Raw genomic sequence first — 12,158 nt, 5'->3', positions numbered from 1 at the left:
CCACTCGCGGACTGCAAAGTCCGAGCTACACTGCACCAAAAAAACAGGCCGGCACCCCGGCCACGCCCGGCCGCACGGCAAAGACGTCGCCACTGAGCGGAAACTCCGCCACTTGCTGGGGCGAGAGGCCGCCCCGGGCCGTGGTGATGAACAGGGTTTCGAGCCCCGGCCCGCCGAATGCGCACGAGGAGGTGAACGGCGCAGGCACGGTAATTACTTGCAATAATGCGCCCGTGGTGGGGTCGTAGCGGTGCACGCGGCCAGCGCCCCACAGCGCCACCCAAAGCCGGCCTTCGGCGTCGATGGTCATGCCGTCGGGCCCGCCGCTGCCTTCCGGAATGCGGATGATGACGCGCGGGTTGGCGATGTGGCCTGTGGCGTTGTCGTAGTCGAAGGCCTGCACGGCGAGGGTGGGCGTGTCGATGTAGTACATCGTGCGGCGGTCCAGCGACCACGCGATGCCGTTGGAATTGGTGATGCGGCGCAGCATGACGTGGGTGCTGCCGTCAGGGTCGAAGCGGTAGAGGGTACCGGCGTGGGGCCGTAGCATCAGGTCGAAGGTGCCCACCCAGAAGCGGCCCGCCGGGTCGCACTTGCCGTCGTTGAAGCGCAGGTATTGGTCGGTCACGGGGTCGGCCAGGCGGGTGAGGAGGCCGGTATTCAGGTCGATTTCGTGGATGCCGGTTTGCAGGGCCACCAGGGCCCGGCCGCCGCGCCGGGGCACCACCGTGCCAATGCGCTTGCCCACCGGGTAGTGCCGGTCGTGCCCCGTGGCGGGGTCGAACACGTGCAGCGCCCGTCCCTCGATGTCGACCCAGTACAGCTCGGCCGTTTCCGGGTTCCAGAGGGCGCCCTCGCCCAAAGATGCCTGCGCGTGAAGGATGGATTCGGCCTGCATGATGGTCTGGCTACGCGGTGGGCAGGGAGGCGAGGTGCTGCTTCAGCACGGCCCACTGGCCGTTTAGGGTGGTTTCCTGGGCGGTTTTGGTGGTCACCGGGCACTTGTGGGCAATGCCCAGCACGCGCAGCGCCGCGCCGTAGAGGTCCACCAGCACCGCCTCGCCGGCCAGCACGATGTGGGCCGGCAGGTGGGCCAGCAGCTCGTGGCATTCGCTGCCGATGAGCAGGCCGCTGAGGTAGAAGTAGTTTTCCGGCTTGCTGTTTTTATGAAACAAGTCGTTGGTCCGCACCAGAAAAGCGTTGTGCAGCAGGTTGGCCTGCTGGCTTTCCAACACCCCTTGCGCAAACCACTGCTGGTGCCGGCCCTCGGCCAGCTTACCGCCTTCCTCCACCGAGGCCGCCAGAATGCTTTTGGTCGAAAGCAGCGCAAAGAACTCGCCGGTCATGTAGGTTTTCAGGGCCGTGGCCTGGCCATTTTGCACCGTGACGTGCTTGGCGTGGGTGCCGGGATGCAGGAAAAGCTGCTCCTCCGGCGTGTTTTCAAAGCCGCAGCCCACCAGCTGCACTTCCTCGCCACGCATCACGTCATCGTCACTTTGCACGCCTGAAATCAGCAGCACCGGGTGCGGAAAATCAGCCGTCGGGACAATGGTTTTGGTGAGCAAATCCGAGCCATCCACCGCAAAGGGCAGCGGCTTATACGGCAGCTCCGCCATGCCAATGGTGGACGAGGCCATGCCCGAAATCACCACCGGCACGCCCGCCAGCGGGCTTTTGGCCGCTGCTTCCAGCTGCTGAATATGCTGCCGCACCACGGCCAAATAAAACGCCACGCGCTGCTCCGGCGGCTGCCCGGTCTGTTGCCAGCGTTCGGCCGTGGCCGCGTTGCCCTCCTTCGAGCTTTCCTCGGCGATGATATTGAGTGTGTCGCGTTCCACCAGCCGCAGGCGGAAGGCGGTGGTGCCCCAGTCGCAGCTGAGGAAGGTGGTGGGTGGGGTCATGGGTGGGAGATTTAACGAGCGTGTTTTTGTCAGGCCGTCATGCTGAGCGCAGTCGAAGCATGACGGCCTTATTCTTTCTTAATTCCAACGCCCTTACCATTCTGCCACGCTGCCATCCTCATTCCGCCAAATCGGGTTGTGCCAGTTGTGCCCGATAGCTGCGCGGCTGCGCACGTATTCTTCGTTGATTTCAATGCCCAGCCCCGGCCCGCCGGGAATCCGGCAATGCCCGGCCTCGTAGTCGAACACCGATTTATCGACCAGATAATCGAGCAAATCATTCTCCTTGTTGTAGTGAATGCCCAGGCTCTGCTCCTGAATGAAAGCGTTGTGGCAGCTGGCATCCACCTGCAGGCAGGCGGCCAGCGCAATGGGCCCTAGCGGGCAGTGCGGCGCGGCCGCCACATCGAACGCCTCGGCCATGCTGATAATTTTCTTGCACTCCGTGATGCCGCCGGCGTGCGAAAGGTCGGGCTGAATAATGTCGACGTAGCCATCAATGAGCAGCTGCTTGAAATCCCAGCGCGAAAACATGCGCTCGCCGGTGGCAATGGGGATGCTGGTGTGCCGGGCAATCTCGCGCAGGGCCTCGTTGTTCTGCGGCAGCACGGGCTCCTCGATGAACATAGGCCGGTAGGGTTCCAGCTCGTGGGCCAGCACCTTGGCCATCGACTTATGCACCCGCCCATGGAAATCGATGCCAATGCCCAGGCCCGGGCCACCGGCCGCCCGCACCGCCGCCACGCGGGCCAGCACGGCGTCAATCTTCACGTAGGAGTCGATGTAGGCCATTTCATCGGTGCCGTTCATCTTGATGGCGTTGAAGCCCCGGGCCACCATATCGGCCGCCGCCGCGCCCACGTGCTCGGGCCGGTCGCCCCCAATCCAAGAGTAGACACGCATTTTGTCGCGCACCGGCCCGCCCAGCAGCTGATGAATCGGCGCATTGTGGTACTTGCCTTTGATATCCCATAGCGCCTGGTCGATGCCGGCGATGGCCGACATCAGAATCGGCCCGCCCCGGTAAAAGCCGCCCCGGTACATCACCTGCCAGTGGTCTTCGATGTTCAGGGGGTTTTGGCCGATGAGTGTTTCCATCAATTCCGTCACGGCGGCGGCCACCGTTGCGGCCTTGCCCTCAATCACCGGCTCGCCCCAGCCGATGAAGCCGGTGTCGGTTTCAATTTTGAGAAACAGCCAGCGCGGCGGCACCTGGAAGAGTTCGAAGCGGGTGATTTTCATGGGGCGAGAATATGAACGATGTAGAGACGCGACACTTCGCGTCTCGGCGTTGCTGATGTTGAACTGGATGCGTGGCGCGGGCCTTTCTGACGGGAGACGCGAAGTGTCGCGTCTCTACACCGTTCTTACACCACGGCCGCCACAAACCGCCGCGCCTTTTCCGTGAGTTGCGTCAGGTACTCATCCGTCACCGCCTGCTTGGTATCCACCAGCGCGCTGCCGAGGCCGAATGCCTTCGCCCCGGCCTCCTTGAAGCCCGCGATGTTATCCAGCGAAACGCCGCCCGTGGGCATGAGCGGAATAAACGGCAGCGGCCCGGCAATGTCCTTGAAGTAGCTGGCTCCGCTGGCCCCGGCCGGGAATACCTTGATGATGTCGCCGCCAAACTCGTAGGCTTTCAGAATCTCGGTGGCGGTGTAAGCCCCGGGAATGCTGACGGCCCCGTAGCGCTTGGTCATGCGGATGGTTTTCCTACTGAGCGTGGGCGAGATGATGAATTTGGCCCCGGCCAGCAGGGCGGCGCGCGCCGATTCGGGGTCGAGCACGGTGCCGGCGCCGATGAGCATTTTGCTTTCCATCGCCCCGGAAATCTCTTCGATGGAAGCCAGCGCGCCGGGCGAGTTCAGCGTCACTTCCATCATGCGCACGCCGCCGGCGTGCAGGGCCTGGGCGATGCGCAGCAGGTTCTTAGGGTCGGCCCCGCGCACGATGGCGACTACTTTGTGTTCGAGAATGTGGGCTAGCGGGTTCATGGGAGCTTCAGGCGGGCGGCCGCATCATTGCAGCTTCCTGGCAACGTAGAACCGTGAGAACGGGTTAGGCCCAGCAATGTCCGGCTGCGCATTTAATTGAATATTATGGCCAACCTTGTGCTCGTCCGGCACGGCGAATCAACCTCCAACCTGGCCAATATTTTCACTGGCTGGCTCGATGTGCCCCTCAGCCCCAAAGGTGAGGAAGAAGCCCACACCGTGGCCGAAAAGCTGCGCGGCTACCACTTCGACGCCGCCTACAGCTCCGACCTGATTCGGGCCGAGCGCACGCTCGATATCATCGTGGCGCGGCCGGCCTGGGCCACCATTCCAGTGCACCACGTGGCGGCCCTGCGGGAGCGGATGTACGGCGACCTGCAAGGCCTCAACAAGGCCGAAACAGCCCTGAAATACGGCCAGGCCCAGGTTGATATCTGGCGGCGCAGCTACGCTGTGCCCCCGCCCGGCGGCGAAAGCCTGCAACAGACGCAGACGCGGGTGGTGAAATTCTTCGAGGCCGAGATTGCCCCAAAACTGCGCGCCGGGCAGGACATTCTCATCGTGGCGCACGGCAACACGCTGCGGGCGCTGCGCATGTATCTGGAGCACCTCACGCCGGAGCAGGTCGAGGGGCTGGAAATCGTGACGGGTGGCGTTTGCGTCTATCATTTTGATGCGCAGCTGAATATTCAGGAGCTGCGGACGCTGTAGCCGCGCCGGACCTGACTTTTCGTGAACGTAACGTGAACCCGGCGAAAGGAGTAAGCAGAAATGGCTGACCGTAGCCTTGGCTCGGCTGCTTTGTATCACCTTTCCCTTGCTCATGGGTCCTCAGTTCCTTTTCGCCACCGGCATCGAAAACAGCAACCCCACCATCCAGAACGGCAAGCACCGCGTGGATGAGCTGGAAAAATGCAACCACTACAAGCTCTGGCAGAAGGATTTCGACCTTGTCGACGAGCTGGGCATCAAGTTTCTGCGCTACGGGCCGCCCATCCACACCACGTTTCTGGGGCCGGGCAAGTACGACTGGAGCTTTGCCGATGTGACGTTTCAGGACCTGCTGCGGCGCAACATCGCGCCCATTGTCGACCTGTGCCATTTCGGCGTGCCCGACTGGATTGGCAATTTCCAGAACCCTGATTTTCCGGAGCTGTTTGCGCAGTACGCCAAGGCGTTTGCCCAGCGGTTTCCGTGGGTGCAGCTCTACACGCCGGTAAACGAGATGTACATCTGCGCGCAGTTTTCGGCCCGCTACGGCTGGTGGAACGAACAATTGAGCGGCGACCGGCCCTTCGTCAACGCCCTCAAGTACATTGTGAAAGCCAACGTGCTGGCCATGGAAGCCATTCTGGAGGTGCGGCCCGACGCAGTTTTCATCCAAAGCGAGTCGTCGGAATATTTCCACGCCGAAAACCCGGCCGCTATCGGCCCGGCTGAAACCATGAACTCCGAGCGGTTTCTGTCGCTGGATTTGAACTACGGCCGCCGCGTGAATTCGAGCATGTACGAATTCCTGATGGACAACGGCATGACCCGCGAGGAGTACCACTTCTTCCTGAAAACCAAGATGAAGCGGCACTGCATCATGGGCAATGACTACTATTATACCAACGAGCACCGCGTATCGGCCGACGGCAGCACCCGCGCCTCGGGCGAGATTTTTGGTTACCACGTCATCACCACGCAGTACCACGACCGCTACCGTCTGCCCGTGATGCACACCGAAACCAACATCTGGCAGGGCCAGAACGGCGACGAGGCCGTGAACTGGCTTTGGAAAGAGTGGGCCAACGTGCTGCGCGTGCGCAACGACGGCGTGCCCATGGTGGGCTTCACCTGGTATTCCCTCACTGACCAGGTGGATTGGGATACCGCCCTGCGCGAAAACAACGGCCGCATGAACCCTGTGGGCCTTTACGACCTCGACCGCAACATCCGCCCCGTTGGCGAGGCCTACAAGCAGCTTATCACCGACTGGAGCCAGGTATTACCTGCCCAAAGCGTGTGCCTGCAGGTGCCCATCGTGATGCCCCAGGAAAGCAACGAAGCCTGGGCCAAGGAGCAAAAAGCCGACGTGAAAGCCGCTAATGCTGATAAATCCACCGCCCAGGCCAATGCCACGAATGTAGACGCGGCGTAGCTCCACATTGTCACTTTAAGCACGGCTGTCATCCTGAGCGCAGCGAAGGACCTTCTCACGCCAGCACAGCTTGCAGTAATTCAACAGCTGCGAACATGATAAGGTCCTTCGCTGCGCTCAGGATGACAGACGATTTTAATCAACTCCTCTCCCCCTCCCCTATGTCTCCTCGCTTCCAGGATAAAGTCGTTCTCATTACCGGCGGTGCCAGCGGCATCGGCCTGGCTGCCGCCAAACGTTTCGCTTCCGAAGGCGCCCGCGTAGTGCTCGCCGATTACAATCAGGCCAACCTCGCCGCCGCCGTGCCCGAAGTGAAAGCCGCCGGGGCGCCCGATGTGCTGGCCAGCCTCTGCAACGTGGCCATCGAAGCGCAGGTAGAAGCCACCGTGGCCGCCACCCTGGCCCAGTTCGGCCGCCTAGATGCGGTGGTGAACAACGCCGGCCTCATGCAGTTTAAAGCCCTCGAAGAACTGACCGGCGACGACTGGCTGCGCATCCTGAACGTGGATTTGCTGGGCGCTTTCTACTTCACCAAGCAGGCGTTTCTGCACATGAAGCCGGGTGGCAGCATCGTGAATGTGGCCAGCATTCACGCCATCGAAACCAGCCCGCTGGTGGCGCCCTATGCGGCCGCTAAGGCAGCAATGCTTTCCCTCACCCGCTCCTCGTCACTCGAAGGCAAACCGAAAGGCATCCGCACCAACGTCATCCTGCCGGGGGCCATCGACACGCCCATGCTCTGGGACAACCCGAACGTAAAATCCGGCGTCGAAATCATCGACAAAGCCGACGTGGGCAAGCCCGAAGACGTGGCCGCCATCATCGCCTACCTCGCTTCGGATGATGCCGCATTCGTGCAGGGCGCTGAAGTGCGCGTAGACGGCGGCCGGCTCGACCGGCTGTAGCGTGGACGCTGCGAGTCCGCGCTTGCGTGGGGTTCGTGCAAACAGGCGCGGACTCGCAGAGGCCACGCTACAACTGCTTGGCGGAACTCGGCACGGCGCTTGTATTACCACCGCTGTCACCCGCCATTCGCTCCTATGAAACGCTTCGCCTTCGCTGCTCTTTTCCTTCTTTTCGCCTTCAACGCCTCGGCTCAGTTTCGCCTGTCCGACCTCAAAAACATTCTCACGAAGCCAGCTGGCAGCACCAGTTCCAGCAGTGCCGGTATCGGCGGACTCAGCAACGCCGACGCGGCCAACGGCCTCAAAGAAGCGCTACTGCAAGGCATTGGCAAAGGAGCCGACCAGGCTTCGCAGACCGACGGTTTCTACCTCAACCGTCTCATCCGCATCCCCTTCCCTCCCGATGCCCAGCGCGTGGCCACCACCTTGCGCAGCATCGGCCTGGGCAGCCAGGTCGATAAGTTCGAGCTGAGCCTGAACCGGGGCGCGGAGGATGCTGCCCGCAGCGCCAAGCCCATTTTCATCTCGGCCATCAAAAGCCTCACGTTTTCGGACGTATGGAATATTCTGACCGGTCAGAAAGATGCCGCCACGCAGTTTCTGAAGCGCACCACTTCCACGCAGCTTGTCTCGGCCTTCTCGCCCATTATGCAGAAAAGCCTCGACCAAGTAGGGGCCACGCGCTACTACACCCAGCTGGCCACCACCTACAACCAGCTGCCCCTGGTGCAGAAAGTGCAGCCCGACCTGAACCAATACGCCACCGGTAAAGCCGTGGACGGCCTGTTCACGCTCATCGCCCAGGAGGAAGCCAACATCCGCGAAAACCCGGTGGCCCGTACTACCGAGCTGCTGCGCCGCGTGTTTGGCAGCCGCAGCTAAGGGCTGATTGTCCGACATAGTTGGTGGCGTATGTTTGCGGCCCTTAATCCGCATTCATACGCCACTTTTTTTATGCCCACCCTCACCATTGGCAGCCTTGCCGAACTCGAAGCGCACACCGGCCAGGAGCTGGGCGTGTCCGGCTACCACACCATCACGCAGGCCCAAATAGACCAGTTTGCGGCCGCCACGCTCGATTTTCAGTGGATTCATACCGACGCGGCGCGGGCCGAAACCGAGTCGCCGTTTAAGGCTACCATTGCCCACGGCTACCTCACGGTGGCGCTGCTGCCCTACCTCTGGCAGCAAATCGTAACCATCGAGAACCTGAAAATGCAGGTGAACTACGAAATCGAAAGCCTGCGCTTCAACCAGGCCGTGACCGTGAACAGCGCCGTGCGCCTGCGCGCCAAAATGCTTTCGGTAACCAACCTGCGCGGCATCGCCAAAACCCGCATCGAAGTCACACTGGAAATTGAGAACGTTAAAAAGCCCGCCTATACTGGTGTGGTGACGTTCCTTTATCATTTTCAGGAGCAATAGATTGACTCCATTTTAGCAGCGTTCTACTGAACGCTGCTAACTCGCCCCGGCCACTTTTGTGACCGGGGCTTTTTTGTGTACTTTGGCGCCAACATCCACCTTTTTCTACTTTTTATTATGAAACACTTTTTCCTGGGCTTGGGCTTAGTGCTGAGCCTGGCCGCGCCCCAAACCGGCTTTGCGCAAGCGGCCAAACCGGGCGCGCAGCCCCCGCTTATTGACCGCGAACTACTCTTCGGCGACCCGGAGATTTCGGGCGCGCAGCTCTCGCCTGATGGCAAGTTCCTGTCCTTCATCAAGCCCTACAATGGCACCCGCAACATCTGGGTGAAGGGCCTGAACGAGCCCTTCGATAAGGCCCGGCCCATGACCAACGACCAGGCCCGCCCCGTGCGCGGCTACTTCTGGAGCCGCGACGGTAAATACCTGCTTTACAGCCAGGACAAAGGCGGCGACGAAAACTTCAACATCTACGCCGTGAACCCGGCCGAGGCCCTGCCCGCCGGCCAGGCCGTGCCCACCGCCCGCGACCTCACCGGCCTGAAGGGCGTGCGGGTGCAGGTTATCAACGTGCCCCTCACCGACCCCAACACGCTCTACATCGGCCTGAATGACCGCGACAAGGCCTGGCACGACCTGTATAAGCTGAACCTGACCACCGGCGAAAAAACCCTGGTGCGCCAGAACAATGACCGCATCGGCGACTGGGTGTTTGACTGGAACGACCAGCTGCGCCTCGCCGCCCGTTCGAACCCCGATGGCAGCACCGAATGGCTGCGCATGGAGGGTGAGCAGATGACGCCCTTCTACAAAACCACCATTGACGAGCAGAGCGCCGTGGAGGGCTTCGCCAAAGACAACCAGCACGTGTACCTGGCCACCAACAAAGGCACGCGCAACCTGGCCGAAATCGTGCTTCTGGACCCCACCACCGGTCAGGAGCAGCCCTATCAGGCCGACCCAATGAAGCGTGTGGACGTGGGCAGCCTCGCGCTGTCGGAGAAAACCCACGAGCCGGTGTTCGTGAGCTTTGAGGACGACCGGATGCGCCGCGTGTGGAAGGACAAGGCCTTTGAACAGGATTTTGCCGCCGTGAGTAAGCAGCTGCCGGGCCTGGACGTGTACCCCGTGTCGCACACCACCGATGAGCGACTGTGGCTGCTCTCGGCCAGTTCGGCTACTCAGCCCAGCGTGGCGTATTTGTTTGACCGCCAAACCAAACAGCTCACCAAGCAATACGAAACCCGCCCCAAGCTGAAACCCGCCGACCTAGCCGACATGAAAGTGGTGCGCTACAAATCATCGGACGGTTTGGAAATCCCGGCTTACCTGACTCTGCCCAAGGGCGTGGCCGCGAAGAACCTGCCCGTTATCATTCTACCGCACGGCGGGCCGTGGGCGCGCGATACTTATGGCTTCAACACCATGGCCCAGTTTCTGGCCAATCGGGGCTATGCCGTGCTTTCGCCCAATTTCCGGGCCAGCACCGGCTACGGCAAGCAGTTCCTGAACGCTGGCAATGGCGAGTGGGGCCGCAAAATGCAGGACGACCTGACCTGGGGCGTGAAATACCTGGTGGCCCAGGGCATTGCCGACCCCAAGCGCGTGGGCATCATGGGCGGCTCGTATGGCGGCTACGCCACGCTGGCTGGGGTGGCTTTCACGCCCGATTTGTACAGCGCCGCCGTGGCCATTGTGGCTCCTTCCAACCTGACTACGCTGCTCAATGCCATCCCGCCCTACTGGGAGGCCGGCCGCAAGCAGATGTACGCCCGCATGGCCGACCCCGGCACGCCGGAAGGCCGCGCGGCCCTCGACCGCATGTCGCCGCTGGGCTCGGCCAACAAAATCAAAACCCCGCTCATGGTGGTGCAGGGCGCTAATGACCCGCGCGTGAACAAGGCCGAAGCCGACCAGATTGTGGTGGCCCTGCGCGACCGCAACTACCCCGTGCAATACCTGCTGGCCCCCGACGAAGGCCACGGCTTCGCCCGCCCCGTGAATAACATGGCCATGTTTGCCGCCTCCGAGAAGTTCCTGGCCAACCAGCTCCACGGCCGCTACCAGGAAAGCATGAGCCCGGCCGTAGCCAAGCGCCTGCAGGAAATCACCGTCGACCCAAAAACCGTGCAGTTGGTGACAAAAACGAACATCAAATAAATTGACGTTGCCCTTCTGATGAAAAAAGCCCTGCCTGACCGGCAGGGCTTTTTTATTGCTGCGTTTTGCGTCGCCGTCAGGGCCGGCCGCAATGATGCGGGCAGGTGCTAGCTTCGCTCCTTACACGCTCTCTTTTCTGCAAGAAAATTCTCATTCCAATGTCATACGCACCCACAAAGCCTGTTTTTTCTAAACGGGTTACCATTGTTTCGGCCCTTTTTATATTATTCGCCGGGGCCCTGGCGTATGTGCAGTGGTGGCAAAAGCCCCGGCAGGTAGACGGCGGCCTGGCCCAGTTGCACACCGTATTCACGGCCCACAAGGCACATGTCTGGGAAGTAAAATTCAGTCCGAACGGCGAGTTATTGGCTAGCTGCGGCATCGACAGCACCGTGAAGCTGTGGAATAAGCAGGGGCAGGTATTGTACACGCTTAAACATCCTATTGGAGTAACCACCATCGAATTCAGCCCCGATGGTAAGCTGCTGGCCAGCGCGGGCTACGACCACCTCATTCGTCTGTGGCGGGTGGCCGATGGCCGGCTCAGCAAAACCCTGCCCGGCCACGACGGCACGGTCTGGGCCGTTGCATTCAGCCCCGACGGGCACACGTTGGCCAGCTCCGGCGAAGACAAGCTGATTCGACTATGGAACTTGGAAACCGGCGCACTTATTCGCAGCCTGCCGGGCCACCACCTCAACGTGTGGGACGTGAAATTCAGCCCCGACGGCCGCCTGCTGGCCAGCGGAAGCTTCGATAACGACATTAGGATTTGGAATGCCGCCGATGGACGCCTGCTCCGCACCCTGCAAGGCCATACCCAAGCCGTTCTGAAAGTAGACTTCACGGCCGACGGCCAGCAACTGGCTAGCGCAAGCGACGACAAAACCATTCGCCTCTGGAATGTAGCCACCGGACAATTGCTGCGCACGTTTGGCGGCGACTCGGAGTGCGTGTATTCGCTCGACTTCAGTCCCGACAACAAGCAACTGGCCGGCGCTTACCGCGACAAAACGGCCGTGGGCGAAATCCTGCAGCACTTTTTTGGCGATGCTACCACCAACAAAGGCGTCACCGTGCGAATTTGGGACGTGGGCACCGGGCAGCTTCTCCAAACCTTCGCTCAGCACGCCGATGATGCCTACGACGTAGCCTACAGCCCCGACGGCCAGTGGCTGGCCAGCGCCAGCTCCGACAAAACGGTGGACCTGTGGCGGCTCCGGCGCTAGGCGGGCTCGGCTTCCGGGTATTCATCGCCGGCGTACACCGGCTCCATATCCTTTTCTTCGTCCTCGGTAAATAGCCGTGAGCGAATCAGAAACCGCACGCCGAGCGGGATTTCCAGCGAGAAGCTAGCGCCCCGGCCTTTCACCACATCTACCGTGAGCTGGGTGTGCTTCCAGTACTCGAACTGGCTGGCACTCATGAAGAAGTCGCAGCCGTGAATACGTCCCAGCCACACGTCATTCCCGCCCACTCGAAACTCGCCCTTGGCGAAGCACATGGGCGAGGAGCCGTCGCAGCACCCGCCGCTCTGGTGAAACATGAGCGGGCCGTGCTCGTCGCGGAGCAGGTCGATGGTGGCTTCGGCGGCGGCGGTGACGAGGACGCGGGGCGTGGGCATGGGTGG

12 protein-coding genes are annotated in these 12,158 nt (G+C 61.5%); 7 read left to right on the top strand and 5 right to left on the bottom strand.

Annotated features, from left to right (window positions below; genetic code table 11):
* Window positions 1-25: 25 nt before the first annotated feature.
* The 4 genes from ACYVM5_RS11860 to ACYVM5_RS11845 form a co-directional block, all read right to left on the bottom strand.
* On the bottom strand, window positions 26-898 hold the full coding sequence (locus tag ACYVM5_RS11860; RefSeq protein ID WP_460618321.1) for an SMP-30/gluconolactonase/LRE family protein: 873 nt from the start codon (window positions 896-898) through the stop codon (window positions 26-28).
* A gap of 10 nt (window positions 899-908) precedes the next feature.
* A complete protein-coding gene (locus tag ACYVM5_RS11855; protein WP_460618320.1) occupies window positions 909-1,901 on the bottom strand; it encodes a 2-dehydro-3-deoxygalactonokinase in 993 nt (330 codons plus the stop codon).
* A gap of 93 nt (window positions 1,902-1,994) precedes the next feature.
* A complete protein-coding gene (gene dgoD / locus ACYVM5_RS11850) occupies window positions 1,995-3,143 on the bottom strand; it encodes a D-galactonate dehydratase (RefSeq protein WP_460618319.1) in 1,149 nt (382 codons plus the stop codon).
* Window positions 3,144-3,268: 125 nt separating this feature from the next.
* Window positions 3,269-3,895 carry a bifunctional 4-hydroxy-2-oxoglutarate aldolase/2-dehydro-3-deoxy-phosphogluconate aldolase gene (locus tag ACYVM5_RS11845; RefSeq protein WP_460618318.1) on the bottom strand — a complete coding sequence of 209 codons (627 nt, stop codon included), beginning with the start codon at window positions 3,893-3,895 and terminating at the stop codon, window positions 3,269-3,271.
* A 105-nt stretch (window positions 3,896-4,000) separates the two neighbouring features.
* Here ACYVM5_RS11845 and ACYVM5_RS11840 point away from each other — a divergent pair, with 105 nt between their 5' ends.
* The 7 genes from ACYVM5_RS11840 (at window position 4,001) to ACYVM5_RS11810 (ending at window position 11,757) form a co-directional block, all read left to right on the top strand.
* Entirely contained in the window at window positions 4,001-4,606 is a 606-nt protein-coding gene (locus tag ACYVM5_RS11840; RefSeq protein WP_460618317.1) for a 2,3-bisphosphoglycerate-dependent phosphoglycerate mutase, read from the top strand.
* Between the two features lie 112 nt (window positions 4,607-4,718).
* Window positions 4,719-6,038 carry a glycoside hydrolase family 1 protein gene (locus ACYVM5_RS11835; RefSeq protein WP_460618316.1) on the top strand — a complete coding sequence of 440 codons (1,320 nt, stop codon included), beginning with the start codon at window positions 4,719-4,721 and terminating at the stop codon, window positions 6,036-6,038.
* Window positions 6,039-6,199: 161 nt separating this feature from the next.
* Window positions 6,200-6,943 carry an SDR family NAD(P)-dependent oxidoreductase gene (locus tag ACYVM5_RS11830; RefSeq protein WP_460618315.1) on the top strand — a complete coding sequence of 248 codons (744 nt, stop codon included), beginning with the start codon at window positions 6,200-6,202 and terminating at the stop codon, window positions 6,941-6,943.
* Between the two features lie 135 nt (window positions 6,944-7,078).
* Window positions 7,079-7,825 carry a DUF4197 domain-containing protein gene (locus ACYVM5_RS11825; RefSeq protein WP_460618314.1) on the top strand — a complete coding sequence of 249 codons (747 nt, stop codon included), beginning with the start codon at window positions 7,079-7,081 and terminating at the stop codon, window positions 7,823-7,825.
* 72 nt (window positions 7,826-7,897) lie between these two features.
* Window positions 7,898-8,368: a MaoC family dehydratase gene (locus ACYVM5_RS11820; protein ID WP_460618313.1), complete on the top strand. Its 471-nt coding sequence runs from the start codon at window positions 7,898-7,900 to the stop codon at window positions 8,366-8,368.
* Window positions 8,369-8,485: 117 nt separating this feature from the next.
* Window positions 8,486-10,528: an alpha/beta fold hydrolase gene (locus ACYVM5_RS11815; protein ID WP_460618312.1), complete on the top strand. Its 2,043-nt coding sequence runs from the start codon at window positions 8,486-8,488 to the stop codon at window positions 10,526-10,528.
* 158 nt (window positions 10,529-10,686) lie between these two features.
* Window positions 10,687-11,757 carry a WD40 repeat domain-containing protein gene (locus ACYVM5_RS11810; RefSeq protein ID WP_460618311.1) on the top strand — a complete coding sequence of 357 codons (1,071 nt, stop codon included), beginning with the start codon at window positions 10,687-10,689 and terminating at the stop codon, window positions 11,755-11,757.
* Here ACYVM5_RS11810 and ACYVM5_RS11805 read toward each other — a convergent pair.
* A complete protein-coding gene (locus ACYVM5_RS11805) occupies window positions 11,754-12,152 on the bottom strand; it encodes a DUF779 domain-containing protein (protein WP_460618310.1) in 399 nt (132 codons plus the stop codon). The genes ACYVM5_RS11810 and ACYVM5_RS11805 overlap by 4 nt on opposite strands.
* Window positions 12,153-12,158: the final 6 nt, after the last annotated feature.

The organism is Hymenobacter ruber (genome assembly GCF_054783255.1).
Note: the sequence above shows the minus strand (reverse complement) of the source record. Positions and strands in the feature narration are given on the sequence as shown.

What these genes read in the sequence shown, in the direction of transcription:
- ACYVM5_RS11860 (WP_460618321.1), bottom strand. Translation starts at nt 898, where the DNA reads ATGCAGGCCGAATCCATCCTTCACGCGCAGGCATCTTTGGGCGAGGGC.
- ACYVM5_RS11855 (WP_460618320.1), bottom strand. Translation starts at nt 1,901, where the DNA reads ATGACCCCACCCACCACCTTCCTCAGCTGCGACTGGGGCACCACCGCC.
- dgoD (WP_460618319.1), bottom strand. Translation starts at nt 3,143, where the DNA reads ATGAAAATCACCCGCTTCGAACTCTTCCAGGTGCCGCCGCGCTGGCTG.
- ACYVM5_RS11845 (WP_460618318.1), bottom strand. Translation starts at nt 3,895, where the DNA reads ATGAACCCGCTAGCCCACATTCTCGAACACAAAGTAGTCGCCATCGTG.
- ACYVM5_RS11840 (WP_460618317.1), top strand. Translation starts at nt 4,001, where the DNA reads ATGGCCAACCTTGTGCTCGTCCGGCACGGCGAATCAACCTCCAACCTG.
- ACYVM5_RS11835 (WP_460618316.1), top strand. Translation starts at nt 4,719, where the DNA reads ATGGGTCCTCAGTTCCTTTTCGCCACCGGCATCGAAAACAGCAACCCC.
- ACYVM5_RS11830 (WP_460618315.1), top strand. Translation starts at nt 6,200, where the DNA reads ATGTCTCCTCGCTTCCAGGATAAAGTCGTTCTCATTACCGGCGGTGCC.
- ACYVM5_RS11825 (WP_460618314.1), top strand. Translation starts at nt 7,079, where the DNA reads ATGAAACGCTTCGCCTTCGCTGCTCTTTTCCTTCTTTTCGCCTTCAAC.
- ACYVM5_RS11820 (WP_460618313.1), top strand. Translation starts at nt 7,898, where the DNA reads ATGCCCACCCTCACCATTGGCAGCCTTGCCGAACTCGAAGCGCACACC.
- ACYVM5_RS11815 (WP_460618312.1), top strand. Translation starts at nt 8,486, where the DNA reads ATGAAACACTTTTTCCTGGGCTTGGGCTTAGTGCTGAGCCTGGCCGCG.
- ACYVM5_RS11810 (WP_460618311.1), top strand. Translation starts at nt 10,687, where the DNA reads ATGTCATACGCACCCACAAAGCCTGTTTTTTCTAAACGGGTTACCATT.
- ACYVM5_RS11805 (WP_460618310.1), bottom strand. Translation starts at nt 12,152, where the DNA reads ATGCCCACGCCCCGCGTCCTCGTCACCGCCGCCGCCGAAGCCACCATC.